We start from the raw sequence: 25,384 nt of genomic DNA, 5'->3' as shown, positions 1-25,384 counted from the left end.
GCCCGTTCGCTTCTTCGCCGGCGACCTGGCCGCGGGGCTGGCTGCCTCGACAGCTTGCATGGCAAGCCTGGCCTGCCTCAAGCGTTCGGTCTTTCGCTCGCGTTCGGCCGCTTCACCATCGATGATCTGGCGGGCCGCCCTGGTCGTGGCGTCCTGCTTCGTTTCGATGGCAGTCGGCTTCGGCTTGAATATTCCTTCGGGTACCGGCTGTTGTCGCATATGACGGTCTCCAATGATGAAAAGAAAAAAGGCCGGGCGAAACCCGGCCTCTCCTATGCGCCTCGATGATCGGTGCCAGTACATCCGTGGTCAACGACCAGAAGCGCAATCTCCTTACGCGGCCTGAAGGTTCTCCGCCGAACTCTTGCCGTTGCGGTTGTCCTTCACGATTTCGAAGCTGACCTTCTGTCCCTCGACGAGGGACCGCATGCCGGCGCGCTCGACGGCCGAGATGTGCACGAAAACATCGGGCTGGCCGTTGCCGACCTCGATGAAGCCAAAACCCTTGGTGGCATTGAAGAACTTCACGGTTCCAGTATTCACGACGATATCCTTTCAATCATCCATAGATAAACTGCTCGCCGCACAGCCTGCGCGGCAAACGATTCCAGATCGATTTTGAGAGGAAGATCGCCGAGAGCGCGGATTGCGCCAGAACAAGGTTCAACAAGCAAGATCGATACTTGCAACATAGAGCGTTGTGGGTCCGCGAACAAGGCGTAGTGTGAAAATAATTCTTTTTCTCAAAAAGATAGGCCGGTTTCGGTTTGGCTATTTTCATCCGCCTGGAGTGACTCGGCCACCATGGGCCAGGGGTCGGAGACACCAGCCAGGCTGTCAATCTACCCCAAGCTGAGAAGATGCCCGCAGGGCAGAGAGGGGCGCGAAGGATCGCGGCGATCGACCAACAGCAGCGACAGGCAGTTGACCCGGCCGGCCATACGCTCGATAGCTGCGCGCGAACCGCTACCGAGCAACTCCCCGATGACGACAGACGCCAAATTCAACGACATGAACGCAAGCGATCAGCGCGCCGCCGATCCCGCCTGGCAGGACGATGTCCGCGCCGGCGTGCGCCATGTGCGCGATCTCGTCGCGCTGCCGCTGTCGCCCGCCGAGCGCGCGGCCGCGCAGGAAGCCGCGGTGAACCATAAGGTGCGCATCCCAAAACCCTATCTCGAGCTGATCGACTGGAACGATCCGAGCGACCCGCTCCGCGCGCAGGTGATCCCGTCGCCGGACGAACTGGTCGAGGCGGAAGGCGAGCTCGACGATCCGATCGCCGACCATGCCTACAGCCCGGTGCCGCGGCTGACGCATCGCCACGCCGACCGGGTGCTTTTGTTCCCGACCTATCAATGCGCGGTCTATTGCCGCTTCTGCTTCCGCAAGGAGTCGCTGACCGCGATCGGCCGCGGCTACACCCGAGAAGCGCTCGAAGAGGCGTTCGCTTACATCGAGGTCCATCCGGAGATCCGCGAGGTGATCCTAACCGGCGGCGACCCGCTGTCGCTGCCCGACAAGGCGCTTGGCGAAATCCGCGCCCGCATCGAGGCGATCCCGCATGTGCGGCTGTTGCGCATCCACACCCGCGTGCCTGTCGCGCTGCCCTCGCGCATCACCGCCGGGCTGGTCGGGGCGCTGGAGGGCAGGCTGATGGTGACGGTGGTGACGCACTTCAACCACCCGCGCGAGATCACCGACGCCACCGAAGCCGCTTGCCGCCGGCTTAGGCAGGCAGGCTACGTGCTGCTCAACCAGAGCGTCCTGCTTAAAGGCGTCAACGACAGTGTCGAGGTGCTGGAGGAGCTCTGCCGCGAGCTGATGTACCGGCTCGGCGTCAAGCCCTACTACCTCCACCACGGCGACCTCGCGCGCGGCATGGCGCATCGCCGCACGACCATCGCCGAAGGCCAGGCGCTGGTGAGCGCGCTGCGAGCGCGCCTCTCCGGCATCTGCAACCCGACCTATGTCATCGACCTGCCCGAAGGCGGCGGCAAGGTGCCGCTGGGACCGAGCCACATCGAGGGGTGTGACGGAGAGACCTGGCGCATCCGCGGACAGGATGGGAAGGCGAGGGCGTACAGGGAGGTGGTGAGGGAGTAAGTTCGCTGGAAGCGCTTGCCTCTGGCTCCTCCGTTGGAACCAGCCTTACGGCTCCGCATTTTATGAGCGGGGGCTGAAGGAAGCGTGGCGTGAAACCTCTGTTGGGAATTCTGGGCGGCTTCGTGCTGACCCTTTCGATCTTCGCCAGTGGCCTGGCCTTCGCTACCTGGCTGCTGGCCGCCAAACCGGTAGGCGTGGTCGCGCCGAGCCAAAGCGTGGCCGAGCTCTGGACCAGAAACGCCGAGCCGGTCGGCGCGGCCAAGCAGGCTCTCGAGCGCGTTCCCGCCCGCCCGGTTCCGGCCGACCCCAAGCCCGCCGATGCCGCAAAGCCCGAGATCGGGCCCGAGGTGACCGCCTCGATCGAGCCGCGGGCGGACGACGGTCAGGCTTCTGGCGAGGCGGTGGCCGCAGCCGGGGAAGGCGCGGAGGCCACGATGGACCTGCCGGCCTCTCATGTCGAATGGTGCGAAAGCCGCTACCGCTCCTATCGCCTCGACGACAACAGCTACAGGTCCTACAGCGGCGAGCAGCGCCCCTGCGTCTCGCCTTACCTCGACGCCGGCGCCGCCGACCAGGGTTACGTCAAGGTGCGGGACACTTCCATGAAGGCCGCCGCGATGGATGGCGTCGCCACCACCTATCAGGGCTGGCCGGGCGACGACACGTCGGGCGAGGGCGCCTCAGCCGGGGTTTCCGCCGACCATATCGACTATTGCTTCAGCCGCTACCGCTCCTACCGCCCGGAAGACAACAGCTACCAGCCCTACGACGGCGGCCCGCGCCAGCAGTGCGAGTAGGTGCCCCGCTAATCCAGAACCCTCTCGTCGATCTCGTCGACGCTTCTCGTCCCGGTCAGCGCCATGGTGACGGATAGCTCCTTGCGCAGGATCTCGATGGCCGTCGCCACACCGGCCTCGCCGCCGGCGCCGAGGCCGTAAATATAGGCCCGTCCGACCAGGCAGCCGCTGGCGCCGCGGGCGAGTGCCCGCATCACGTCCTGGCCCGAGCGCACGCCGCCGTCGAACAGCACCTCGGTTTCTGAGCCGACCGCCTCGACGATCCGCGGCAGCTTGGAGATCGTCGACGGCGCGCCGTCCAACTGGCGGCCGCCATGGTTGGACACCACGATGGCGCTTGCGCCGGCCTTGCTGGCGGTGCGTGCGTCCTCGGCGTCGAGGATGCCCTTGATGATGAGCTTGCCCGGCCAGATGCTCCGGATCCATTCGACGTCGCTCCAGTTGAGCGTCGCGTCGAACTGGTGCGACACCCAGTCGGCCAGTTCCTTGACGCCCCGCTCGCCTTTCACATGGCCGGCGAGATTGCCGAACGTCCAGCGCCTGGCGCTGAGCATGCGCCAGGCCCAGCCCGGCCTCGCCGCCATGTCGAGGATGTTGCGCAGCTTCAGCGACGGCGGCACCGCAAGCCCGTTCCTGATGTCGGCGTGGCGTTGGCCCAGCACCTGCAGGTCGACGGTGAGCACCAGCGCGCCGCAGCGCGCGGCGATGGCGCGCTCGACCAGCGAGCGCACGAAGCCGCGATCCTTCATCACATAGAGCTGGAACCAGAATGGTTTTGCGACCGCCTCGGCGACGTCTTCGATCGAGCAGATCGACATCGTGCCGAGCGTATAAGGCACGCCGGCGGTCTGCGCGGCGCGGCAGGCGAGGATTTCGCCATCGGCCCACTGCATGCCGCCTAAGCCGATCGGCGCCAGCGCGATCGGCAGCGCGGCTTTTTCGCCCAACATCGTCGTCGCGGTGTCGCGTTGCGCGACATCGACCAGCACCCGTTGGCGGAATGTGAGCCGCTCGAGATCGGCGCGGTTGGCGCGCAGCGTCTGCTCGGAATAGGCGCCGGCCTCGACATAGTCGAAAAAGGCTTTTGGCACGCGCCGGCGGGCAGCCTGCCTGAGGTCCTCGATGCAGGTCATGCCCTTGAGCGGCGCCGGCGCGGGTGACGCCCTGGCCCGGTCGCCAACCGCTGCTGCTTCACTCGATTGTTGGAGTTCGGGTACCGCGTTGATCAGCCTGTCCATCGTCGTCTCCCAACGAATATTAGCCATTGCTGATAGTGCCGACCCATTGAATGCGCCGTCGCCGGCGATGTAAACTCACTAGCGAGTATACATTCGAGCGCTCCCAGCCCCGTGCCCCGATCGTCCGACCAGACCAGACCAGCGATACTGCAGGCGGCCTACAAGCTGTTTCGCCGCCGGGGGTTCTTCCGCGTCGGCATGGACGAGATCGCGGTCGCCGCCGGCGTCACCAAGAAGACGCTCTACTACCATTTCGACAGCAAGGACGCGCTGCTGACGGCGGTGCTCGCCTCGCAGCACGAGCGCGCCTTCGCCGAGTTCCAGACCTACGGCATCGACCTGTCGGGCGGCGCCGAGCAGCTGATCGACAAGCTGTTCAAGGGACTGGCCACATGGTCGGCCAAGCCGCGCTGGGCGGGATCGGGCTTCACTCGCCTCGCGATCGAGCTCGCCGACCTTAACGGCCATCCCGCGCGCTCTATGGCGCGCGAGCACAAGGCGCTGATGGAACGGCAGCTGGCGAGCCTGCTTGCCGAGGCGAAGGTGCCGTCGCCCTGCGAGCGGGCGCGAGAGCTGTTCCTGCTGGTCGAGGGCGCCATGGTGATGATCCTCGTACACGGCGACCGCGACTACTGCACGGCGGCAGCGGAGGCCGCGAAGCGGCTGGTGATGGGACAGCCGGCAGGTTCCTTGGCGATCGGCGAAATCGATGGAGCGAGTAATCTCCCCCCTTGAGGGGGAGATGGTCGGCAGACCAGAGGAGGGTGCCTCGGGCCGGTTTCTCAGAGCGCAACGCCCACCACCCTAGCCGGCGATAATCTTCCCCGGATTCATCACATTAGCCGGATCGATCATCTCCTTGATCGCCCTGGCCAGCGCCTGCTTGACCGGGTCGACGTGGCGCTCATAGGCGTCGCGCTTGTCGAGGCCGACGCCGTGCTCGGCCGAGAACGAGCCGCCGCTTGCCTGCAAGCCTTCATAGAGCACGTCCTCGATCGCCTCGTGCAGCGCGTGCGGGACCGGCCCGTCTGTGTTGATCGAGATGTGCAGATTGCCGTCGGCGAGATGGCCGAACACGTAGGGCGCATAAGTCGCGTCGACTGCCTTCAACCCGGCCTCGATGCGCGCCACATAGGTATCGAGCCCGCCCGCCGGCACCGACACATCGAAGGAAGGCGGCAGATGGTGCATGCGCTCGATCATCTCGGTCTCCTCGCGCAGCCGCCAGATCGCCTCGGCCTGCGCGACCGAGCTGGCGACAAGCCCGTCGACGATGCCGGCTTCCTCCCAGATCGCCGCCAGCCCATCCTCCAGCGCTTCTCGCGCGGCCTCGACGCTGTCCGCTCCGAGCTCGAGCACCAGCAGGCAAGGGGCGTCCAGCGGCAGCTGGCCGGGCGCGAAGCCGAGCATGCGGTTCATGGCGGCGGCGAAACGCTGCCACAGGATCTCGGCGGCGTTGAGCCGCGTCTGGGTACGCTCGAGGAAATGCCGCACGATGCGCTGCGCGCTGGCCGCGTCCGGCACGCCGACCAGCGCCGTGGCGCTGGCGCCCGCCACCGGATCGAGCCGCAGGGCGACGCGGGTGACGATGCCGAGCGTGCCTTCGGCGCCGATGAACAGGTGCTTAAGATCGTAACCGGCGCTGGTCTTCAGCACCCGCGTCAGGTCGGAAAATATGCTGCCGTCGGGCAGCACTGCTTCGAGGCCGAGCACGCGATGGCGCATCGTGCCGTTGCGAAAGGCCATGATGCCGCCGGCATTGGTGGAAACCATGCCCCCGATGGTGCAGGAGCCGCGCGCCGCAAGGTCGATGCCGGGATCGAGCCCATGCGCGGCCGCCGCCTCCTGCAGCACCGAGAGCGGCGTGCCGGCTCCGACGATCGCGACACGCCCGAACGGGTCGATCCCTTCAACCCTGTTCAGGCCGCCGAGGTCGCAGATGATCTGGCCTTCCACAGTCGCAGCGGCCCCCGTCAGGCCGGTGCGCCCGCCCTGGGCGACGAGGCTGAGGCCGCGCGCCGCGCAGAATTTGACCAGCGCCCCGACGCCTGCGGTGTCGACCGGCCGCACCAGCGCGGTGGCGCCGAAATTGCGGGCATCGAAGCCAGGATCGCGGGAGGCGAGCTCGGTGGAGTCCCAGACGGTGGCGTTGGGGCAGGCGGCGCGGAGGGAAGGCAGGAGGGACATGCAGGCTCCAGGGGTTTGGGCGCTCTGACGGCAAATGACCTCACATTCACAACCGCGCTGGGCTGTGATGCGCTGGCCGCTCACACTTGACCGGTGGCTTAGCCAAGTAGAATGCCGACGACAATCATCATCTGAGGCCGAGGCTAGCCCAAATGGCCTTTGAGATGGCGTGTCACAGGCGCTTCGACATAGCTGAAGATGAATACGGCGACGATGGTGACAAGCAGGGGTGTGGCCACCAGGACGAGGACATGAACGACGCGCGAGGTCGGGTCGAGCGACACGATCTTCTCGGACGCACCATTGACGAACTGGTGGCATAGATAGATGGCAAAGGTGCATCTGGCGACGAAATTGACCGACGCCGACCGCACGACATGGCCCGACCGCTCCAGGATCACCGTACCGAACAGCAGCAGCGCTGCCGGCAGGCCAAGCCCGACGAGCCGTGGCAGGTCCGCCCAGAACATCGGCCTCAGCACCACCGCCGCCATGCCGATGCCGAGCGCCAGCAGCGCCCATCCGACGGCGCGGTCCTGCGCCGGCCAGCGCTGCTCGCCTCCAAGCGCCTTGTAGATCAGGACGCCGAAGGCGAAGTCGATCAGGATCGGATCGGTATAGGCCGCAAGCGCGGGGTTCTCCGGCTGGAACATCCTGCCGAGCAGCACAAGCAGGACGACGAAGGCCGAGGCCAGGTAAGCGGCATTGCGACGGCTCACCGCAAGGCAGGCGGCCATGACCAGGCTGAACTGGACGATGATCACCAGCGTCCAGGTCGGATGCAGGATCGGATAAGGTCCATAGGGGATAAACAGCATCGACATCACCAGCTCGCGCACGGTCGGCGTGCCGTAGCCCGTCACCCAGTCCTTGGCGAAGAAGGCCGCCAGCGTAAACAGCCAGTAGAGCGGCAGGATGCGAATGGCCCGGTCGCGCAGATAGGCCGGCGCCGTCCTGCCCGGACGGCTGAGCACATGTGCCGAAAGGAACCCCGACACGACAAGGAAAAGGTCGGTTCCGAAGCGCAGCATATCGACGATGGTCGACCCGGCGCCGATGGCGATGAAGACAGGCTCGAGATGGACGTAGACGATGCCATAGGCGGCTATGAGCCTGAGGATCTGGATATTGTTCCAGAACAGCTTTTCCCGCGACGCCGAAATCTGCCTGGTGGTGAGCTCGTATTCCTCGCCGATCCGTGACGAGACCCCCGCCACTCGATTGCTCGCCGTCCCCGGCAGCGGCGAGCCGGGCAGCCGGCCCCGGTCACCATGGAGGGCCGGATAGGCCCGCAGAAGAAGCATGAAGAGCATGCTTGCGGCCAGCGCCGCCAGCCCCAGGGTGACGAATGCGAACACAGCCCTCATCGGGTCAGTCCAGGGTCACGTGCTTTATGTAGCGGCACGTGTTGCTCCGCCGGGTTGCCACACCGTGGCCGGACTCTAGGCGTGTCGCGCCGGGAAAAGAACAGGCGCATAGGTATATACCCATATGCACCGCGCTACCGCTTTCGGATGCTGGATCATCCGGGCATCAACCGATGATTGCGTAGATTCCTGGGATCGTTCGGCCGCGCCGGGCGTTTGAGCAAAAGCTGAAATGGAGGAACCGACAATGGGTGACGATCGGCTGGAGAAGATCAGGCAGCGTGCCTATGAAATCTGGGAACGCGAGGGCCGTTTGTTCGGCAATCACGACCGGCACTGGAGCCAGGCCGAGGCGGAAATCGACCGCGAGGCGGCCTTGCCGCTGACGGCCGATGACGCCCTGCCGGAAACCCGCAAGATCGCCAGCACCGACATACTGACGGTCGAGGAACTGGCCATGCGCACCGGCATAACCGGCGACGAGGCGCAAGAGCTGATCGACAGGCTGGGCAGCGACCGCGCCGCGATCGAGGCCGCCGCCCGCAGCCTCAAGGCGAGACGGCGGCTCTAAAGCAATTCCAGGAAAAGTGCGTGGCGGTTTTTCGTCCGGAATAGGCGCTTGGCGAAAGCAATTCCAGGAAAATGCGCGGCGGCTTTCCGTCTTGCAACTCAGGAAAAATGAGCGACGGCCTTCCGCCCGCAACTACGCACGAACAAATAGCTCCGGGTTGCTGAGGAAGCCGGGAACAGGGTGGCGTCGCTGTGCGTTGATCTCTGCAAGGAGATCAAAAATGTCTATGCCGAAAACGTCTGTGCACAAGGAAGACTATCGGACAAATCGGGCCGACTACCTGATCGCCAAGGCGCCGATCCCCAAAGCGGAGCCGAAACTGAAGAAGAGGTCGTCGCGGCTTGGAGAGCAGCGCTCGGCCCGGCTCTCGGAGAGCCCTTCGGAGACGGTGGCGAGACCGCAACCGCGCCGCTAGCCGCCTTTCGCCGGTGGCCGGCGGGGCCGTCTTGGCCCGTGCTGACCACGTCCTCTGTTCTGTCGGAACTCTTGGTGCCTTCGCAGGTTCATCCTTCATAACCCCGAAGGAGACCACGCCATGGATCACACCAACCACGTAAGGCTCACCAATGCCGAGCTGACCCCGGCCATCCTCGAAGGCGCGACCATCTACGGCCCTGACGACGAGAAGATCGGCTCCGTCGACCACATGCATGGCAGCCAGGTCGTCATCGACGTCGGCGGCTTCCTTGGCATCGGCGCCAAGCCCGTCTCCGTTCCCGCCACCCAGCTCGATTTCATGCGCAACGAAGACGGCGACGTCCACGCCGTCACCTTCTGGACGAAGGACCAGCTCGAGGACATGCCCGAGCACCAGGACTGAAAGAGGGGCCCGGCACGGCCGGGCCTTCCTCTTCGGGAGAAACACGATGATCCGAAAACTCAAATCCGGAAAGTACCGGCTCTATTCGCGCAAGAAGGACGAAAAGACCGGCCGCCGCCGTAACCTCGGCACCTTCGACAGCCGCGAGGCGGCCGAGAAGCACGAGCGCGAGGTGCAGTATTTCAAGCGGCATTGAGCGGCAAGACCAGGAATTGGCAGGCATGCCGTCAACCTCGATACGCAAGACCGATTACGATCCGGAACGCCGCATCCTCTCGGTATGGTTCGTGGCAAGCGGCAAGCACTATGAGTTTCAGGGTGTTCCGCCGGAGACGTTCGCGGCATTCCGGGCCGCCTTCGCCAAGGGCCGGTATTTCAACGACCACATCCGCAATCGCTTCAGCCACCGTCTCGTGCCCGCCGGCAACGCCGATCCCGAATGACCGCGGCTCCGGCTTCAGTCCGGTTTGTCGTTACGCGCCACCGGGGGACGGGGCGGTTCGTATCCGTCACCAGCTTCACCTGGTCCAGATCGACCGTCACGACCGGCCGCAGGTTCACCGTCACCTTGCCGGCCTGCTCATCGATGCGCGTGACTTCCCCTATCAGCTCGATGTTCTGGCCGTTCCTGGCCGTGCGGTCGGCTAATGAATGCGGATGCTCATAGGTCGGAATACTGACACTTACGCGCTCCTCGTCGATCCGCCGCAGAACGGTGGCATGGATGGCAACCTCATCGCCGACACCAACGCCTCTCGCGGGTCCGCGCCTGGTCATCGGTCAATGTCCAGCCGCTCATGTTCGGTCCGCTGATGCCAGATCACCTGGCGCAGGTCGCGCATGTCGACCGACTGGCCGCATCTGGGGCAGAGATAGAAATGACAGGCCGGATATCCGCCCGGAGGATTTCCGCGCCGGGTGCCGGCGTTGGGCGGCCCGAGATCGGAAAGTTTCGTCATCCGCGCAGCTTCCTGGCCTCCCGCGCCAGCCTTTTCCGGTCATTGCCGTGCTCGCGTATCAGCGCGCGGACCTCATCCGGCGTGATGCGGTTCTGCTTGGCGAAATATCTGACCTCGTACTCCTCGTCGGCTGAGACGAGACTCTGGTCGCGGAAGCCGCGGTTGCTTTTGTCGTCGGCCATTGGTTTCTCCCGAGATATCGTTGCTGCGCTCTGGCTAATAAAGCCGGCACGCGGACCCGGGTTCCATGCGTAGGCCGGCAGTGGCCGGCCAGGCACCCCTTGAGCGGCGGAGCCAGCCGCGATTTCCCGCAGCAGAACTGGCGACGGCGCGCGACGCACTCTGCAAGCCATCGGCGACAACATAATTGGGCATCGCCTTGCGGGCCGGGCTTCAGCCCTGTTTGTCGTAGCCGGCGGTAACCTCGCCCTTGTGTGCGGCGAAGGCTTCAAGCACCTCGGTCTTCTCGGCCTTCGGAACCTTGAAGTGATCGAGCGTCCGCCCGAGTTCGGCCGCGACCTCATCGAACTCCGCCGGCGAGATCCGCAGGTCGCGATGGGCTTCCTCGAGGCCGAGCGGCGTCGTGCCGGGCTTGGTGGCCACGAACTTGAGCGGGCCGCCGGAAACGTCGCAGACCCACAGCGTGCGCATGAATTTGAGGCCGGGCAGCCGTTCGAGGTTCTTGGTGTGCCATTTCCGCAGCTGCGCATTCTTGGATTTCTGGCCGACGATCGGGTTCTTCACGATGGCGTCGCTGAAGTGATCGACCACCGCCGCGATGGCGAACACGCCGCCCAGTCGCTCGTACAGGCTTTTCTCAGGCTTGGCCTGCTCCTGCGCGAGCGCGTTGTTGGTGGCCACTACAGTCGTCGATGCGGCGGCGACCGCCAGCGCGACGACGCTTCGTCTTGTGAGAGAGGTCGAAACAGCCGTTTTCATCTCTGGTTCCTTCGCGTTGAGCCAAAGCAAGCCGCGGCTTGTTGTGGCGGCGTCAAATTTGATTTTCGGATATGTCCACTTTGCCTTGCCCGGCATGGTCCGCGGCATTAACGAGCGCCGCGCCCGACTAGTTCCGTTCGAGCCGGGCTGGGCGAAGGACCTGCAGCGCGAAGGCGAGGGGCATGTTTGCAAGCGGCATTGACCATGCCGGCGCGGTTGGGGCTCGAAACGGTCCCTGCCTACCAAGCGCACCGCTGGCTTCGCAGCTCCGATTGCGCGGCGATCGCCGGCATCGCGACGTTGTATCCGGCAGTCTCACCCGGTCGGCGCGATGGCATCAGGCCGCCCCGGGGTTCATGCGTCCTGTCGACCCGGCGGCGGATCACGCGAAGTCTGCCTTTCTCGTTCACCCCAAGCAATCCCATGGCTTTATGGGTGCAGGTGGGCGCGGGGTTGGAAAAACGACGACGCAACGTGCGCTGATCACATGCGTTCTATTGGGAGGACCGTGCCCGATCTGACGGGCCGGCCTCATACGCTGAAAGATCGGAGGCATCGGGATGTCCAAGTTCAAAGAAGCTCTTGAGCGCGGAAAGGAAGCCCGTAATCAGAAGGGGAGAGGCGCCGACAATGCGAGGGCTGCGGAGCGAAATGTGCCTGTGGCGGACTTTGAAGCGCAAGCGAGGGCCTGGCTGGATGACGTCGTGGTTGCATCGTTGCAAGCGGCCAATGCCGAGGTCGCTGGCGAGGTGGCTTTCGACATAGACACCGCATCCGATCGCTTGGTCAAAGCATCGACACCGTCGATGCGGTTCGAGATCTACAGGAAGCGGCAATCGGAAAATGCGGTCAGAAGGATGTTCACAGTCAGTGTCGAGGTGAGCGGAGCGGTGTCCGTGTCGGCCCCCGGGATGGTAGCGAAAGACGTCGGAAACATAGGCGACAAGTCTGACGCAAAGTTCCGCAACCTGGTCGCGGAATTGATCGAGGAGGCGGCAAAGGGCACCTAGCCAGCCCTTCGCGCCTGCCCTAGATACCCGCGCCATGCCCCAACGCTACGGCATAGAAGAGACACCTGAAGGCACGTGGGACATCGTCGACGTCTTCACCGGTTTGCCGGTCGTCGAGGACGGCGTCCCCCTGATCGACATGCCCGTCGAAGACGCCGACGATCTGGTCGGCCTCCTCAACCGTCGCGACAGGGAGCAGCGGGGCAAGAACGGCATCTGATCCCGCCGCGAAAAGCGGCAGCCTGCCTGATACCGGATTGTGACAGCGCTGAAACACGTCGCCGCCAGCGGCGGCATCCCTGCGAAACGCCGTGGAGGGAAAGTCGCCGCTAACCAATCCCAGGAGCACGCCGATGACACCCGACCAAATACGCCTTGTCCAGGACAGCTTTCGCGAGGTCGTCCCGATCCGCGTGGCCGCAGCCGCCTTGTTCTATGAACGCCTGTTCGCCATCGACGGCAGTCTGCTCGCGCTGTTTCCGGAGCGCGACATGACCAAGCAGGGCGCCAAGGTGATGGCGGCGCTGGGCTTCGTCGTGCACGGGCTGGACCGCGCCGAGACCATCCTGCCCACCGTGCGCGATCTCGCCCGGCGCCACGTCGGCTACGGCGTCGAGGAACATCACTACCCGATCGTCGGCCAGGCCCTGATCGAGACGCTCGCCGCCGGCCTCGGCGACGCCTTCACGCCGCCGGTGCGCGAGGCCTGGGAGGCAGCCTATGGGCTGCTGGCGAGCGTGATGATTGAGGCAGCGAGGGAGGTGCAGATCGCCGCCTGAGGGAGTGCGCGATGCACTGCAGAGGACGTCCCGAATGGTCATGCCGCGCAGCTGCGTCGGCATGACCATTTTCGCCAGGTCGTTGGCCTCCTGCAGGCTTTCCGACTCTGTGGGCTTCGATGTTCCTCAAGCGATCTTGACGTGCCGCGTCACCTGGCCATTGCTCTCCCAGTACGTATGCTTTTTGGCGATCACGGGATCATCCATTGCTGGTTGGATCTGGCCCGTGGCGCTGACCGCGCGCGAAGTCACCGTGTGTTCTCCCGGCGAGGGGTTTGCCCATGTCAGGGACCAGATTTTCCAGGCGTGTTCGGCCTCCTCGCTGTGGTCGATAGTCGCTGGCGCCCAAGGCTCTTGATCGATCTGCACTTCGACCCGATCGATGGGTGCCCCCCAGGCGGCCCCGATGATCGAGTAGTCCGAGCCTTTCCGGGTGACCTTCGCGGGGGCCGACTTCAGCAGCGCTCGGCCCACCGAGTTCTCGGTCCATACGGTCTCGCCATTGTGGTCTTCCTCCCGGATGGTGACATAGTCGCGGGCCATCAGAAGGCTCATGAACCTGGTGTCGCGAACCTCGATGCGCTTCAGCCACTTGACGTTGGCGATCCCGTACCAGCCCGGAGCAATGAGCCGTAGCGGGAAACCGTTGGCCGCCGGCAGCGCGACGCCATTCATTTCATAGCAGAGCAGATTGTTGGGATTCATGGCGTCGGCGAGCGACATGCTGCGCGCGAAGTTCTGCTTCATCTTGACGTCGCGTATCGGGATCTCGCTTTCGTCAGTCCCGAAGAAGACGACCTCGATGCCCTTCTCCAGAACGCCGGCCTCCTCGAGGATCGGCGCGAGCGGCGTCCCTGCCCAGCGTGCATTGCCGATGCCGCCGGTGAAAAAAGGAAACCCGTGGTTGCCTGAGCATTCCACTGTGAACACGACCTCCTGGCGCGGTCGCGCCCTGATGTCGGCGAGCGTCAACTTCAAGGGCTTCTTGACCAGCCCTCCGATCTCCATTGACCACGTCTTTTCATCGATCGTTGGTCGATTGAAATGCGAGATGCTGAAGAACTTGTCGTTTGGCGTTATCCAGCTATCCAGATCCTCCCAGACAAGCTGGCTTTGGATACCTACCGGATCGGGATTTTCGGTCGGCTGATCCAGCCACGGAATGGTTTCCTCGCCCGCCTGTGCTGGAAAAGCGTAAGCCCGACGCGAGGCATGGAGAGCAGCGATTGCGACAAGAGCCGCACTTCCTTGAACGAGAAGTTCTCTGCGTTGAAGGCTATGCATGTTGTTACCTCCCAGTTGATTCCGGAGCAGGCTGCAACGTGCGTTAGGCCGTAGCCTGACCGCGGATATGCGACACAATGAAAACTCTGCCCAACCGAAAGTATCCGGCGGGTGAGACAATCACCGACGCACCTCAAGCATGTGAAGCGTTGGGCGAAACTAGACTGCGTTTCGCAATCCAAGAGTGCGCCCATGAAGAGGACGTGTCCACAACTTGGACGTGACATGATCACTTTGTGGCATTGTACTTTGTGGCATTAGACACCCGGTATGGCATCTGTTTGCGCAACGCCGGACGCAGCCCGCTCGCCCAAATTCATGCGGGCTTCATAAATCCGTTGCGACGGTTTCGTACGTCAAGGGGGCGGTTCTGATTTGAGGCCGCCGCCCCTGGAAAAAGGATGGAAATAATGTCCAAGCTCCCCGCCAAGACCGAAACCATCGAAAACGTCGAATCCCCTGCCTTCGACCCGTCCAAGGCTGTCGAGCAAGTCCGCGCTGTCGCAGAACAGAGCGTCGAGCAGTCGAAGGAAGTATTTTCCAAATTGAGTTCAGAAGCCGAAACGAATCAAAAGGCCGTTGAGTCGACCCTCGAGATGGCCAAGACCACCGGCAACGAGGTCTCCCTGCAGGTGATTGCCGCTCTGCGCACCAATGCAGAGGCCTCCTTCGCGCACCTCGAAGCACTGGTGGCCGTGAAGTCGCCGTCCGAGTTCCTCGAACTGCAGACCGCTTTCCTGCAGAAGCAGATCGAAAAGTCCGCCGAGCAGGCCAAGGCGCTCCAGGCATTGATGCTGAAGGCTACCGAGGACGTATCCAAGCCGATCAAGGACGCCTTGGAGAAGGCCCTGAAGGAACGCAAGGCGGCCTGATTGCCTGAGGCACCCGAGCTGGCGCCTCGCGCCGGCTCGGCGCCTGGCAGCCGCCGGCCATTCGTAGTGGACTAATTCGTCCAGATCGAGCATGCAACCTTTTGGCCGGTGGCGGGGTCGCGGACGATTTTCGCGGCGATGCGGTGTAGGCCAACACGGTTGGATTTGACTTCCTTGCTGGCGAGGTAGGTCGGATCGCCGACTTCCCAATGATAGCGTGTGTTAGCCGGAGCGCGCTGCCAGGTGAACTTCGAGGCGTAAGCCACCTGGCCCGGAACGGTGTGGTCGAAGCGGCAGTCGATGGTTGCCGGCATCAGTCCCTTCGCTGCCATCGCATTGATGACCGCGTCGGCATTGGCCGCGGTCAACCATGCGTCTATGCCGCTGGTCTGGAATGTGTCTCTGCCACTCGTCCGGTACGTCATGCATCCTGCAAGGGATGCCAGCAACAGCGCGCCAATTGTTGCGCTTGCTCTGCCTGCCCACTTGCTGCCTTCGCGCCTGCTGCCTGCCTGATTGATGCGCATGCCCCGTCTCCTTCCGAAAAGGTGGAAATCAGCCGGGTCAGACTGTGCCCGGTGCGGCATACCTGCGTATATTAGGAACTTCACATGCTGCAGCCGTTCATCGGGCCGCGTCAAAGATGCTGAAAGCTGCCAGGACGTGTCCAAGCCGAGCCTGGCCGCGCGCCGTCGCGCTGCGCCCAGCATATGGACCGAATTTGCGTCCGTCGATCTTATGATTTTGATCAGGCGCCGCCGCGCAGACGCCCGTGTGGCCGCCCCGCCACAAAAGGTTAGCCAAGCCATCTCTTAACGGTCCTTACCCCCAAAATTAACCATTCGTTAACCATTCGGCCCCTAGCGTTTACCTATCAGTAAGGAATCGCTTCCCGTGACCTTCGCAGCCCCCGTCGAGACCAAATCCATCCGTTTTCGCGCCCGTTCTTTCGTCGCTTTCACGCTCACCCCCGAAGCGCCTCTGGATGTCTGGCTGGAGAGCCTGGACCGCTGGATCGGCAACTCGCCGGGCTATTTTGCCGGGCGGCCGGTGGTGCTCGATCTCAACACCTTGAAGCCCGATGTCGCGGCGATCGATTCGCTGGTCGGCGTGCTCGGCCAGCGCGGCATTCGCGTCTATGCCATCGAGATGGATGGCGGTGCCGAGCTTGGCTCGCACCTGCCGCCGAAGCTGATCGGCGCCAAGGAGGCGACCAGCGACGGATTGCTCTTGCATCCCGGCCGCAAGAAGGCGGAAGAGGGCAAGGCTGACGAGCAAAAGCCGGAGGACGGCAAGGCGCCGGCGAAGCCCGCGCTGCCGGGCGGCGACACGCTGATGGTGCGCACGCCGATCCGCTCCGGCCAGTCGATCTTCCATGCGCATGGCGATGTCATCGTTCTCGGCTCGGTCGCGTCCGGCTCCGAGATCGTCGCCGCCGGCTCCATCCATGTCTACGGCACGCTGCGCGGCCGCGCTTCCGCCGGCGCGCTCGGCAACATTGCGGCGCGCGTCTTCTGCCGCAGGAACGAGGCCGAACTGATCTCGGTCGACGGCTGGTACACCACCGCCGAGGAGATGGAGAAGGTTTCGCGCGGCAAGGCGGTGCAGGCCTTCCTCGAGAACGACGTGCTGTGTGTGGTGCCGCTCGGCTGACCCCGGCCGATCTGGGGCGGCGCAATCGTAAGCCTGGGACCGGTTTCGCGTGCGATGGTCCTGCAACACCGTGCCTGGCACGGCCGAAACAACAATCGCCAAACGGAGGCATTTCATGGGCAAGGTAGTGGTGGTCACCTCAGGCAAGGGAGGCGTCGGCAAGACGACGTCGACGGCGGCGCTGGGCGCCGCGGTCGCCAAGACCGGCAAGAAGGTGGCGCTGGTCGATTTCGACGTGGGCCTGAGAAACCTCGACCTGATCATGGGCGCCGAGCGGCGCGTCGTGTTCGACCTCGTCAACGTCATCCAGGGCACGGCGAAGCTCTCGCAGGCGCTGATCCGCGACAAGCGGGTCGAGACGCTGTTCCTGCTGCCGGCCTCGCAGACGCGCGACAAGGATGCGCTGACCGAGGAGGGCGTCGGCGAGGTGATCGAGCGGCTGCGCTCGGTGTTCGACTATGTCTTCTGCGACAGCCCGGCCGGCATCGAGCGCGGCGCCCAGCTCGCCATGCGCTTCGCCGACGAGGCGGTCATCGTCACCAACCCGGAAGTCAGCTCGGTGCGCGATTCCGACCGCATCATCGGCCTGCTCGACGCCCGCACCATGAAGGCCGAGCAGGGCGAGGCGATCGCCAAGCACGTGCTGGTGACGCGCTATGACGCGGCGCGCGCTGCGCGCGGCGAGATGCTGTCGATCAACGACGTGCTGGAGATCCTGTCGACGCCGCTGCTCGGCATCATCCCCGAAAGCCAGGATGTGCTGAGGGCCTCGAACCTCGGCTCGCCGGTGACATTGGCCGATCCGGCCAACGTCGCCGCCAAGGCCTATATCGACGCCGCAAGGCGACTGGAAGGCGAAGACCTGCCGGTGGTCGTGCCCTTCGAGCGCAAGGGCCTGCTCAACCGTCTGCTCGGAAGGAGGGCGGCATGAACATTCTCGACCTCTTCAAGCGGCGCACCAGCGCGCCGGTGGCGCGCGAGCGGCTGCAGCTGCTGCTCGCCTACGAGCGCCAGAGCCGCGGCCAGCCCGATCTGGTCTCCATTCTGCGCGAGGAGATCATGGCGGTGATCGCCAAGCATGTGCAGATCGATCAGGATTACCTCCAGGTCTCGATGGAGCGCGGCAAGACCATGTCGACGCTGGAAATCGATATCCAGATCCCCAACAAGAGCGCCACGCCGCTGGCGCTGGCGGGGTAGCAGGTGCTTTACCTCTCCCCCGCCAGAGGCGGGGGAGAGGTGGCCGCGCAGCGGCCGGAGAGGGGGCCTGCGACGCCGGCGGGTTCCCTCTGATCGATTTCAAGGCCGGCGCATCTCCCCTCTCCGTCTCGGCTTCGCCGAGCCACCTCTCCCCCGCCTTCGTGGGGGCGAGGAACCGGAGCCTCCCCAGTGGTTCCTGCGATCCTTCGCACCCCCCTCTGGTCGGCCGGCCCCTGCGCCCTAGATCGAAGCTTTTCGAGCAACTCACTCCTCAAACTTCGAGCAACTCACTCCTCAAACGATGAATTGGCGACAGGCAGGCATGACAGCCGGATTCCCCCTCGAGGGCGATGTCCGGCAGGCCACGGGCGGGCGCTGTCGCGCCGTTCTTGCCGTGCGCGCTAGTCCTATCGGGGGACTTCCCTAGCGGAAGCGAGGGATGTAGAAGCCCATATTAGCTAATCGTTAATTATCCGAAGTGCGTTTGAGTTGGAGGTGTTCGGTCATGAACTTCAAGAAACTTATCAAGCGTGCCGATGAGGTGGACAGAGCTTTCGAGGAGCTCCAGACGGATTTGGCGGAAGCATTCGATGCGTGCCTCGACGAAGAATCGTCGGAGGAGGTCAGCGCCGCGGGGCCGGATTCCGTGCCGGAAGAGGACGCTCCAGGGCCGGAGGCCGAAGTGCAAGCGGGCGAGAATCCACAGCGCCTGACCCCGCACACGCAGACCAGGCTTGCCGCGCTTGGCGCCCTTGATGGGCTGTTCCGCGATGCGCAGGGGCACCTGGAGGAAATCAGCGGCAAGCTCTCGGAGATCGCCACCTCGCAGCATTTGACGCGCGAGTTCCTCGGCATCCTGCATGGCGACATCCTGCGCGCCAACGAGATGGAACTTACCAATGCCGGGCTTTCCGGCGAGCAGCGGGCGCTGTCGGAGCAACTGGTCGAGGCGGCGCGCAAGCAGCGCGAGCGCGACGGCGCGTTCGAGGCGCTGCAGCAGCGCGAGGCGAGCCTGGTGCAGGAGCGCGAGGCGCTGCGCGCCGCGCTCGCCGCGGCGAGGCTCGAGCTCGTCGAGGCGGCCAATGCCGGCGCCAGGCGCGAGGCCGAGTTCGGCGACATCGCCAAGCAGCTTTCGGCGAAAGCCGTCGAGGCCAACCGAAGCGCCAGCGAGAGCAAGATGCTGCGCGAAAAGCAGGTCAGCCTGGCGGTCGACCTCGACCAGTCGCAGAAGCGCGAAGCCGAGGCGCGCCACAAGATGGACGAGGTCGCGGCCATGCACGCCACCGACATGGCGCGGATCACCGATCTGGCCGCCGCGCTCGGCAGGAGCGAGAAGGAGGAGGCGCGGCTGCAGAAGGCGCTGGAGAGCGCCCAGGCGAGGCTCCAGGAATCGGCAGAGGCGACCAGCCTCACCGAGGCCGATCGCGAGGCCGAGCTTGCCCGCGGCCAGGCCGAGATGCGCGGCCTGCGTTCTGAGATCCAGGACCTGCAGGCGCGGCTGGAGCGTGCCGCGAACGAGAACGGCGAGGCGGCAAGCGAGATCGCCAGGCTCAAGGCGCAGGCCAGCGACGCACTCGCCGAAAAGCAGATCGCCGACGAGAAGCTGGCCGTGCTGAGGAGCGAAAGCGAAAGCGACAAGATGAACCTCTCGGCCGTCAACGCCAATCTCTCGCAGCTATCGCTGCAGCAGGCCTCCGAGCAGATCGAGCTCGATATCCAGAAGCAGGAATGCGAGGACCTGCGCGCCGAGGTCGCGACGCTCAATGCCCGCATCAAGGAGCTCTTACCCTTTGAGCGCCTGCACCGGGTGACCGCCGCCAGGACCCGCGAGGACAATGTCGTCGAGATAGCCGGCGTGGTCGCCGACCCCGCGCACCCCACCCACCGCCGCCGCGCGCGCCGCCGGCTGCACGCCTCTTAGGATTGGCGAAAACCGCAGAGCTGCCGATCTCCCCGCGGGGGAGAGATTGGCAGTTTCAGCGTCGCCCTCACTCCGGCTGGTAAAGCTCGTCCATGCTGAGCGCGGCCAGCGTGGCGAACGGCGCCTGCTTCTTCACCCTGCCATGGTCGAGGATCACCACGTCGTCGCAGAACGAGATCGTTGAGTGATGGTGGCTGATGACCAGCGTCGTGCGCCGTCCGGCGCGCGATTTCAGCGTTTCGACGATCGCCGCTTCCGACAGCCCGTCGACCGCGTTGGTGGCCTCGTCGAGGATTAGTATGTCGGGGTCGCGCACCAGCGCGCGCGCCAGCGCGATGCGCTGCCGCTGCCCGGCCGACAGGTTGACGCCGCGGTAGCCGGCGACGGTGGCGTAGCCCTGCGGCAGGCGCTCGATGAACTCATGCGCCTCGGCGAGCCGCGCGGCGCGCTCGGCGTCTTCCACTGACGCGGTGTCATGGCCATAGGTGATGTTGTCGAGGATCGTGCCGTCGACCAGCTCCAGCTCCTGGCTGGCCAGAGCGATGTGGCGCCGCCAGTCGGACGGATCGATCTCGCCAAGCGGCGCGCCGTCGATGAGGATTTCGCCGCCGTCCGGCTCGACGAAGCGGCACAGAAGATTGACGATCGTCGTCTTGCCGGCGCCGGAGCGGCCGATCAGCGCCGTTGAACGGCCCGCCCGGATGTCGAAGGTAGCGGCATGCAGCACCGCCGCGCGCTGCTCCTCGCTGGCATAGGTGAAACTGACGCCCTCGAAAGCGATGCGTTCCTTGAGCCCCGGAAACGGCAGGCTGCCCTGCGGCGGCGCCGGCTTGCCGGTGGGGTCGAGCAACCAGGTCACCTCTTCCAGCGATCCGGAGAGCCCCTGCAGCTGGCTCCACGACATCTGCAGCGCCCGCATATGCGGCTGCAGCCGGTAGAGCAGGATGAGGAAGGCGGCGGTCAGCGGGAAGCTGACATCGGCCAGCCAGGCGCCGATCACCGTCGCCAGGAACAGCATGGCATGCAGAACCTCGGTCAGCGGCGGCAGCGCGCCCTGGCGGGTCGAAAGCACGAAGGCGGCATGGCGCACGCCGTCGGAGGCCCAGTCGAACGCCGCCTTCTCGCGCGCCTCCTGACCGAAGATGCGGATGAGGCGCCCGGCATGCACCAGATGCAGCATCCGCGAAGCGAGCGCGCTGTTGCGCGAGGCGACGCTGCGGCTCGGCGCCTTGAGATGGGCTGACAGCATCGCATGCGCCACCTGGACAAGGGCCAGCCCCAAAGTCACCAGCAGCGTCATCTTCCAGGACAGAAGCAGCAGGAAGGCGAGCAGGATGATCGCCGCCGAGGCGCTGACGATCGAGCCGAGCAGCGCCTGGATGGCGTCGGAGGCGCGCCAGGATTCATTGGAGATGATGTTGAGCAGTCGGCCCGGGCTCTCGCGCAGGAAGAAGGGATAGCCGACCCTCAAGAGCTGTTCCGACAGCGCGCTGCGGATGGAAAAACTCGCCTTGCCGTAGATGTGGGCGGTCAGCACCGTATTGGCGAAGCCGAGCAGGTTCTTGAGCAGGATCGAGCCGAGGATCGCCGCCGAGATGGCGATCAGCCGCTCGCGCTCGCCGAGACCGGCGCCGACCTTCTGCAGCAGGGCGGAGAGACCGCCCATGCCGGAAGCGTCGCCATGACCCATGATGATGCCGAGCAGCGGGATGATCAGGCCGATGCCGAGGCCCTCCAGCGCGGCGCCGGCAAGCCCGAGCAGCACCACGATCGGCAGCAGGCGCCGCAGCCCGCCGCCGAGCGCGCGCCGCAGGATCGAGAGCGCCGGTGGCAACGGCCGGATCATCGCGCCCTGGCCTCGGCTTCGCCGGGCTCGGCGCGCCGCAGCGGTTCGGGGGCCGGCCGCCTGGTGATGACAAGCAGCGCGAATTTCGCCGCCCCCGCCAGGTTCATGGCGACGACGGGCCAGTGCGACAGCCTGAGCTCGGGATCGAACCTTGGGCCGCCGACAAGCTCGCGCAGCGCCGCGCGCACCGCCCAGTAGAAATGCCTGAGCAGCCAGGGCGCGCGGCGGATATGCTTCAGGCAGAGCGCACCATTGCCGAAATGATAGTCGCGGTGCAGCCGGTCGATCGCCTTGCGGTCGCGCCGGCCGTGATGGTGGAAAATTGTCATGTCAGGCACATATTCGACCGGCATGCCGAGCAGCATTGCCCGCACCAGATAGTCGGTGTCCTCGGCCGAGCGCAGCGCGCCGCCGGCGCCGAAGCGCTCGTCGAAGGGGCCGATGCGGGCGGCGACGTCGCGGTGCATGGTCATGTTGCAGCCGAGCACGAAGCCGCCCGGATGGACGGCCGGCGTCAGCCGCTGGCGCTGCTCGCAGCGCTTGATGGTGAAGGGGAGGTCGCGCGCGTCGCCGAGCTCGACACGGCCACCGCGGATCAGCCACTTCTCGCCGCTCGCATAATGCTGCTGCAGGTCGCGGAGATAGGTCCGCTCGAGCTTGCAGTCGTCGTCGACGAACACCAGCACGCGGCCGCGCGCCCGCGCCAGTCCGGCATTGCGCGCCGCCGCCAGCCCGGGCCGTGGCTCGGAGAGGGCGGTGATGGGCACCTGCGATTTCTCGGCGATCGAGGCCAGGCGTTCCGGCGTGCCGTCGCGCGAGCCATTGTCGACCACCACCAGCTCGGCCGGAAAGGCCGAATAAGCCAGGCAGGCCGCCTGGATCGAGGCGATGCAGGCCTCCAGCACGTCGACGCGGTCGCGCGTGCAGACGACGAAGGAAACCTCCGGCCGATGGCGGGCAGGGGCGGGCGGGGGCAGTCGTTGGTTCATGCCGCGCCCCCCGCAGGGTGGTCATGGTTGCCGATCGTAAAGAGGGCGCCGACGGCGAAGCCGCCGATCTCCCCCCTTGCGGGGGAGATGGCCGGCAGGCCAGAGGGGGGTGGGAAGGAACGCTGGTCTTCGACGTTGGCTTTTTCCAACCGAAGATCAGGCTTGCGCCGCGAAAGCCCATGGCTGACACGCCGGCGGGACAGCACCCCCCTCTGCCCTGCCGGGCATCTCCCCCGCAAGGGGGGAGATTGGCCGTCACACCGGCTTTCGCCAATCGCCAGCGCCGGAGAGATTGGCAGTTTTAGTGACGCGCTCATGCCCCCACCCGATACGGTTTGAGCACTTCGGCTTCCGGCCTGGTCTTGAGATAGTAGGCCAGCCAGTCGGCCTTCTTGCCGGCGGTGATCGAGGCGAGGCTGAGCCAGGGAGCCCAGTGCCCGGGGCTGAGCGCGTATTTCTCGCGGCGGCGGATGGCGTCCCACTTCGCCGTCCGCGTCAAGAGTTCATGCGTCAGCGGCGGCTTATTCTCGTCGCCGACGAGCTGGTAGAGGAAATAGAACAGGTTGAGCGCGCCGGCGGCGAAGCTTGGCCGCGTCTCGTCCGGCAGCGTGGCGATCCGCTGCTCCAGCGCGACGATGAACCGGGCCGCGCGGGCGACCGTGTCGAACGAGACGTCCTCGCCGATGTCGCGAAGGTCCCGCGTCGCTTCTGCCAGGCCTTCGCGTTCGAGGTTTTCGGCCACGATCCTGAGATGCGTGCGGCGCATCTCCTTGGCATGCCGGCTGGTCACGCTGCCCGGATGGATGCGGTAGACGAGCAGATTCTCCGGCATCATCGCCGCCGGATAGCGGGCGGCCAGCCGTCGGAACAGGTCGAAATCCTCGGCGTGCCGGTAGCCGGGATCGTAATACAGGCTGTCTTCGCCGATGACCTCGCGGTTGTAGACCACGGTCGGGTGCATGAAGATGGTGAAGAACTGCGACAGGATTGGGATGCGGCCGATCTTGAACACCGGATCGAGCTCGCCGCTCTTGATGCGGCGGTGCTGAAGCATGTCTATGCCAGCGCCGCAGAATCCGAGCTCGGGCCGGTCGGCGAACAGCGCCACCTGGCGCGACAGGCGCCACGGATAGGCGATGTCGTCGGCGTCCATGCGCGCCACCAACTCGCCCTGGGCGAGCTTCAGCCCCTCGTTGAGGGTGGCGACGAGGCCGCGGTTTTCGCGCGAGATCAGGGTGACGCGGCTGTCGGCCTTGCGGTGGCGTTCGAGGATTTCCAGCGAATTGTCGCTCGAGCCGTCGTCGATCGCGATCACTTCGAGGCGCACATAGTCCTGCCGCAGGATGGAGCCGATCGCGGCAGCGAGATAGGGCCCGGCATTGTAGACCGGCAAAAGCACGGAAACGAGCGGCGCGGCGGTCATTGTCTGGCATCCGTTCGCTGCAGCGACGGCACAGGGCCGCCCGCCGGCCGTCCGGACCACGCCGCGCTGCGCCCGCGCGCGACATAGGGAAAATGCCGCTTGAGGCCATTGAGCGGCTTTTCGAAAACCATCCACGACATTGAAGCCACGATGACAGTAGCCGTTCCCACGACCAGGAACCGCCCCGGCCCCTGTTCTGAGACATTGAGGGGGATCCAGGGCTGAAACATGACGGCAAGCGCCAAGACTATGTTGTGGTACAGATAAACACCGTAGCTGATCCGGCCGAGGGCCTGCAGCGGTGAAAGGTCGAGAAGCCGTCCCCGATAACCGCCAACGCCGGACGAACAGCTTGCAACGACCATTAAAAGCGGCGCGAGAGGCAAGACTTCCAGGAGCAACCAGCGGCCCCATTCCTGCACGGGATTTTCCGGCACCGGACCAAACCACTGCAAGACGAAAAACGCGGCCGCGAGCGCCGGCCAGCCAAGCCGCAGCCACTTCGGCAAGTCGGCGGCTCTGGATCGCCAAGCGGCGAGCAGCGCACCCGATGCCAACGCATCCATCGACGCCGGCGGAAGCAGGTCGCGTGCAGGGCCAGGGGTGCCGACGATCGGCCAATAGAAGCGAAACGACAGAGATAACAGAATGACGCCAATGCAGATCGACCCGAGGCGCCGGGGTGGCGCCAGCAAGACAATCAGTGGCCAAGCAAGATAGAACTGTTCCTCTATGCTCAGGCTCCAGAGATGGGAGAGGACCCAAGGGCTCCATTCATTGTGCAGCGCGTACCAGAAATTGGAGAGGTAAAGCGCATGCCAGACCAGCGATCCCCTCGACGATTGGTCCGGGTTAACCAGCCAGACGAGGCCGAGCACCGCGAAATAGGGCGGGAAGATTCGCAGCATGCGGCGGATGTAGAAGGCCCGCAGCGCCGGCCCGGCCTCGAACGCGGCGTCATTGCGCGCTTCGAGCAGCAGCCGCGTGATCAGGAAGCCGGAGAGAACGAAGAACAGCCGGACGCCGAGATGGCCGAGGAAGGACGTCCCGCCGGGCGCCAGGAAATGCGCATAGAGCACCATCGTCACGGCGACGGCGCGCAGCGCATCGAGCTGTATGTCGCGCGCGTTCGCCATCAGCGGCTTCCGCCGACGTCATCCGCTAAGGCTGGATAGAAATCAATGCCGGTCAGCAGAAGGCCCAACTGCTCAGCTCCTCCACGGCACATTCGCAACTGCTAACGAATGTAGCACGGAATGCTGCGCCGCAACACAAAATGTTTACCGTGTTGAAATAAAACTGTGATCTCGGACCCGACAAAAGGCACAGATTCGCCCATATTTCGCCTTTTTTTGCCAATTGCGCGCGCCAGTGCGTCGGGAGACGTGCTGAAATCCGACGCTTGTTCTGTTTCGTCTATAAG

31 protein-coding genes are annotated in these 25,384 nt (G+C 64.9%); 17 read left to right on the top strand and 14 right to left on the bottom strand.

Annotated elements, in window-relative coordinates:
• Positions 1–54 precede the first annotated feature (54 nt).
• Positions 55–288, top strand: coding sequence for a hypothetical protein (locus PU724_RS04720; RefSeq protein WP_189340710.1), 234 nt, complete (start codon positions 55–57; stop codon positions 286–288).
• Between the two features lie 45 nt (positions 289–333).
• On the opposite strand, the gene PU724_RS04715 is transcribed toward PU724_RS04720, so the two are convergent.
• Complete coding sequence (locus PU724_RS04715) at positions 334–543, bottom strand: cold-shock protein (RefSeq protein ID WP_127283918.1); 210 nt, start codon at positions 541–543, stop codon at positions 334–336.
• A gap of 468 nt (positions 544–1,011) precedes the next feature.
• On the opposite strand from PU724_RS04715, the gene PU724_RS04710 reads away from it, so the two are divergent.
• Together PU724_RS04710 and PU724_RS04705 are read left to right on the top strand one after the other, a co-directional pair.
• The gene (locus tag PU724_RS04710; RefSeq protein ID WP_426213046.1) at positions 1,012–2,106 is read left to right on the top strand and encodes a KamA family radical SAM protein; all 1,095 of its coding nucleotides are present in this window, start codon (positions 1,012–1,014) and stop codon (positions 2,104–2,106) included.
• Positions 2,107–2,195: 89 nt separating this feature from the next.
• The gene (locus tag PU724_RS04705; RefSeq protein ID WP_354420561.1) at positions 2,196–2,903 is read left to right on the top strand and encodes a BA14K family protein; all 708 of its coding nucleotides are present in this window, start codon (positions 2,196–2,198) and stop codon (positions 2,901–2,903) included.
• 8 nt (positions 2,904–2,911) lie between these two features.
• Here PU724_RS04705 and PU724_RS04700 read toward each other — a convergent pair whose 3' ends face one another.
• On the bottom strand, positions 2,912–4,036 hold the full coding sequence (locus tag PU724_RS04700) for an alpha-hydroxy acid oxidase (protein ID WP_245493399.1): 1,125 nt from the start codon (positions 4,034–4,036) through the stop codon (positions 2,912–2,914).
• Positions 4,037–4,252: 216 nt separating this feature from the next.
• On the opposite strand from PU724_RS04700, the gene PU724_RS04695 reads away from it, so the two are divergent.
• Complete coding sequence (locus tag PU724_RS04695; RefSeq protein WP_354420560.1) at positions 4,253–4,876, top strand: TetR/AcrR family transcriptional regulator; 624 nt, start codon at positions 4,253–4,255, stop codon at positions 4,874–4,876.
• Between the two features lie 69 nt (positions 4,877–4,945).
• Here the strand turns inward: PU724_RS04695 and PU724_RS04690 are convergent, their stop codons facing one another.
• The gene (locus PU724_RS04690) at positions 4,946–6,328 is read right to left on the bottom strand and encodes an FAD-binding oxidoreductase (protein ID WP_354420559.1); all 1,383 of its coding nucleotides are present in this window, start codon (positions 6,326–6,328) and stop codon (positions 4,946–4,948) included.
• 143 nt (positions 6,329–6,471) lie between these two features.
• Positions 6,472–7,695, bottom strand: coding sequence for an acyltransferase family protein (locus PU724_RS04685; protein WP_354420558.1), 1,224 nt, complete (start codon positions 7,693–7,695; stop codon positions 6,472–6,474).
• A 247-nt stretch (positions 7,696–7,942) separates the two neighbouring features.
• Here PU724_RS04685 and PU724_RS04680 point away from each other — a divergent pair, with 247 nt between their 5' ends.
• The 5 genes from PU724_RS04680 to PU724_RS04660 all read left to right on the top strand — a co-directional run bounded on the left by PU724_RS04680 (position 7,943) and on the right by PU724_RS04660 (position 9,529).
• A complete protein-coding gene (locus PU724_RS04680) occupies positions 7,943–8,266 on the top strand; it encodes a DUF2934 domain-containing protein (protein ID WP_127283925.1) in 324 nt (107 codons plus the stop codon).
• A gap of 220 nt (positions 8,267–8,486) precedes the next feature.
• Complete coding sequence (locus PU724_RS04675) at positions 8,487–8,681, top strand: hypothetical protein (protein ID WP_292172226.1); 195 nt, start codon at positions 8,487–8,489, stop codon at positions 8,679–8,681.
• 120 nt (positions 8,682–8,801) lie between these two features.
• A complete protein-coding gene (locus PU724_RS04670; RefSeq protein ID WP_354420557.1) occupies positions 8,802–9,086 on the top strand; it encodes a PRC-barrel domain containing protein in 285 nt (94 codons plus the stop codon).
• A gap of 46 nt (positions 9,087–9,132) precedes the next feature.
• Positions 9,133–9,282, top strand: coding sequence for a hypothetical protein (locus PU724_RS04665; protein WP_127283928.1), 150 nt, complete (start codon positions 9,133–9,135; stop codon positions 9,280–9,282).
• Between the two features lie 25 nt (positions 9,283–9,307).
• Positions 9,308–9,529 (top strand): KTSC domain-containing protein, encoded by a 222-nt coding sequence (locus PU724_RS04660; protein WP_127394276.1) that lies wholly within the window; start codon positions 9,308–9,310, stop codon positions 9,527–9,529.
• On the opposite strand, the gene PU724_RS04655 is transcribed toward PU724_RS04660, so the two are convergent.
• The 4 genes from PU724_RS04655 to PU724_RS04640 form a co-directional block, all read right to left on the bottom strand.
• Positions 9,486–9,863: a hypothetical protein gene (locus PU724_RS04655; protein WP_354420556.1), complete on the bottom strand. Its 378-nt coding sequence runs from the start codon at positions 9,861–9,863 to the stop codon at positions 9,486–9,488. The genes PU724_RS04660 and PU724_RS04655 overlap by 44 nt on opposite strands.
• Positions 9,860–10,045: a hypothetical protein gene (locus tag PU724_RS04650; RefSeq protein ID WP_354420555.1), complete on the bottom strand. Its 186-nt coding sequence runs from the start codon at positions 10,043–10,045 to the stop codon at positions 9,860–9,862. The genes PU724_RS04655 and PU724_RS04650 overlap by 4 nt, the downstream gene beginning before the upstream one ends.
• The gene (locus tag PU724_RS04645; RefSeq protein ID WP_128346458.1) at positions 10,042–10,227 is read right to left on the bottom strand and encodes a DUF3606 domain-containing protein; all 186 of its coding nucleotides are present in this window, start codon (positions 10,225–10,227) and stop codon (positions 10,042–10,044) included. Before PU724_RS04645 ends, PU724_RS04650 begins: the two co-directional genes overlap by 4 nt.
• A gap of 211 nt (positions 10,228–10,438) precedes the next feature.
• Positions 10,439–11,092: a group I truncated hemoglobin gene (locus tag PU724_RS04640; protein WP_354420554.1), complete on the bottom strand. Its 654-nt coding sequence runs from the start codon at positions 11,090–11,092 to the stop codon at positions 10,439–10,441.
• Positions 11,093–11,544: 452 nt separating this feature from the next.
• Here PU724_RS04640 and PU724_RS04635 point away from each other — a divergent pair, with 452 nt between their 5' ends.
• The 3 genes from PU724_RS04635 (at position 11,545) to PU724_RS04625 (ending at position 12,773) form a co-directional block, all read left to right on the top strand.
• Complete coding sequence (locus tag PU724_RS04635; protein WP_354420553.1) at positions 11,545–11,994, top strand: hypothetical protein; 450 nt, start codon at positions 11,545–11,547, stop codon at positions 11,992–11,994.
• A 34-nt stretch (positions 11,995–12,028) separates the two neighbouring features.
• Positions 12,029–12,214, top strand: coding sequence for a hypothetical protein (locus PU724_RS04630; protein ID WP_354420552.1), 186 nt, complete (start codon positions 12,029–12,031; stop codon positions 12,212–12,214).
• A 133-nt stretch (positions 12,215–12,347) separates the two neighbouring features.
• Entirely contained in the window at positions 12,348–12,773 is a 426-nt protein-coding gene (locus PU724_RS04625; RefSeq protein WP_354420551.1) for a globin family protein, read from the top strand.
• A 126-nt stretch (positions 12,774–12,899) separates the two neighbouring features.
• Here the strand turns inward: PU724_RS04625 and PU724_RS04620 are convergent, their stop codons facing one another.
• Positions 12,900–14,057 (bottom strand): sulfite oxidase, encoded by a 1,158-nt coding sequence (locus PU724_RS04620; protein ID WP_354420550.1) that lies wholly within the window; start codon positions 14,055–14,057, stop codon positions 12,900–12,902.
• Between the two features lie 410 nt (positions 14,058–14,467).
• Here PU724_RS04620 and PU724_RS04615 point away from each other — a divergent pair, with 410 nt between their 5' ends.
• On the top strand, positions 14,468–14,929 hold the full coding sequence (locus PU724_RS04615; RefSeq protein WP_354420549.1) for a phasin: 462 nt from the start codon (positions 14,468–14,470) through the stop codon (positions 14,927–14,929).
• 71 nt (positions 14,930–15,000) lie between these two features.
• On the opposite strand, the gene PU724_RS04610 is transcribed toward PU724_RS04615, so the two are convergent.
• Positions 15,001–15,456, bottom strand: coding sequence for a hypothetical protein (locus PU724_RS04610; RefSeq protein ID WP_354420548.1), 456 nt, complete (start codon positions 15,454–15,456; stop codon positions 15,001–15,003).
• 367 nt (positions 15,457–15,823) lie between these two features.
• On the opposite strand from PU724_RS04610, the gene minC reads away from it, so the two are divergent.
• The 4 genes from minC to PU724_RS04590 all read left to right on the top strand — a co-directional run bounded on the left by minC (position 15,824) and on the right by PU724_RS04590 (position 19,703).
• Positions 15,824–16,582 (top strand): septum site-determining protein MinC, encoded by a 759-nt coding sequence (gene minC, locus PU724_RS04605; RefSeq protein ID WP_127310578.1) that lies wholly within the window; start codon positions 15,824–15,826, stop codon positions 16,580–16,582.
• Between the two features lie 115 nt (positions 16,583–16,697).
• Positions 16,698–17,513 (top strand): septum site-determining protein MinD, encoded by an 816-nt coding sequence (minD, locus tag PU724_RS04600; RefSeq protein ID WP_127286477.1) that lies wholly within the window; start codon positions 16,698–16,700, stop codon positions 17,511–17,513.
• Positions 17,510–17,782 (top strand): cell division topological specificity factor MinE, encoded by a 273-nt coding sequence (gene minE, locus PU724_RS04595; RefSeq protein ID WP_127286476.1) that lies wholly within the window; start codon positions 17,510–17,512, stop codon positions 17,780–17,782. The genes minD and minE overlap by 4 nt, the downstream gene beginning before the upstream one ends.
• 505 nt (positions 17,783–18,287) lie before the next feature.
• On the top strand, positions 18,288–19,703 hold the full coding sequence (locus PU724_RS04590; RefSeq protein WP_127286994.1) for a coiled-coil domain-containing protein: 1,416 nt from the start codon (positions 18,288–18,290) through the stop codon (positions 19,701–19,703).
• A gap of 67 nt (positions 19,704–19,770) precedes the next feature.
• Here the strand turns inward: PU724_RS04590 and PU724_RS04585 are convergent, their stop codons facing one another.
• The 4 genes from PU724_RS04585 to PU724_RS04570 form a co-directional block, all read right to left on the bottom strand.
• Entirely contained in the window at positions 19,771–21,549 is a 1,779-nt protein-coding gene (locus PU724_RS04585) for an ABC transporter ATP-binding protein (RefSeq protein ID WP_354420547.1), read from the bottom strand.
• Positions 21,546–22,538: a glycosyltransferase family 2 protein gene (locus PU724_RS04580; RefSeq protein WP_354420546.1), complete on the bottom strand. Its 993-nt coding sequence runs from the start codon at positions 22,536–22,538 to the stop codon at positions 21,546–21,548. The genes PU724_RS04585 and PU724_RS04580 overlap by 4 nt, the downstream gene beginning before the upstream one ends.
• A 313-nt stretch (positions 22,539–22,851) precedes the next feature.
• A complete protein-coding gene (locus PU724_RS04575; protein WP_354420545.1) occupies positions 22,852–23,961 on the bottom strand; it encodes a glycosyltransferase family 2 protein in 1,110 nt (369 codons plus the stop codon).
• Complete coding sequence (locus tag PU724_RS04570; protein ID WP_127287232.1) at positions 23,958–25,097, bottom strand: acyltransferase family protein; 1,140 nt, start codon at positions 25,095–25,097, stop codon at positions 23,958–23,960. The genes PU724_RS04575 and PU724_RS04570 overlap by 4 nt, the downstream gene beginning before the upstream one ends.
• Positions 25,098–25,384 lie beyond the last annotated feature (287 nt).

This window comes from Mesorhizobium abyssinicae (genome assembly GCF_049887195.1).
Classification (GTDB): domain Bacteria; phylum Pseudomonadota; class Alphaproteobacteria; order Rhizobiales; family Rhizobiaceae; genus Mesorhizobium; species Mesorhizobium abyssinicae.
The sequence above is the reverse complement of the archived record's forward strand: the minus strand, read 5'-3'. Positions and strand labels throughout refer to the sequence as shown.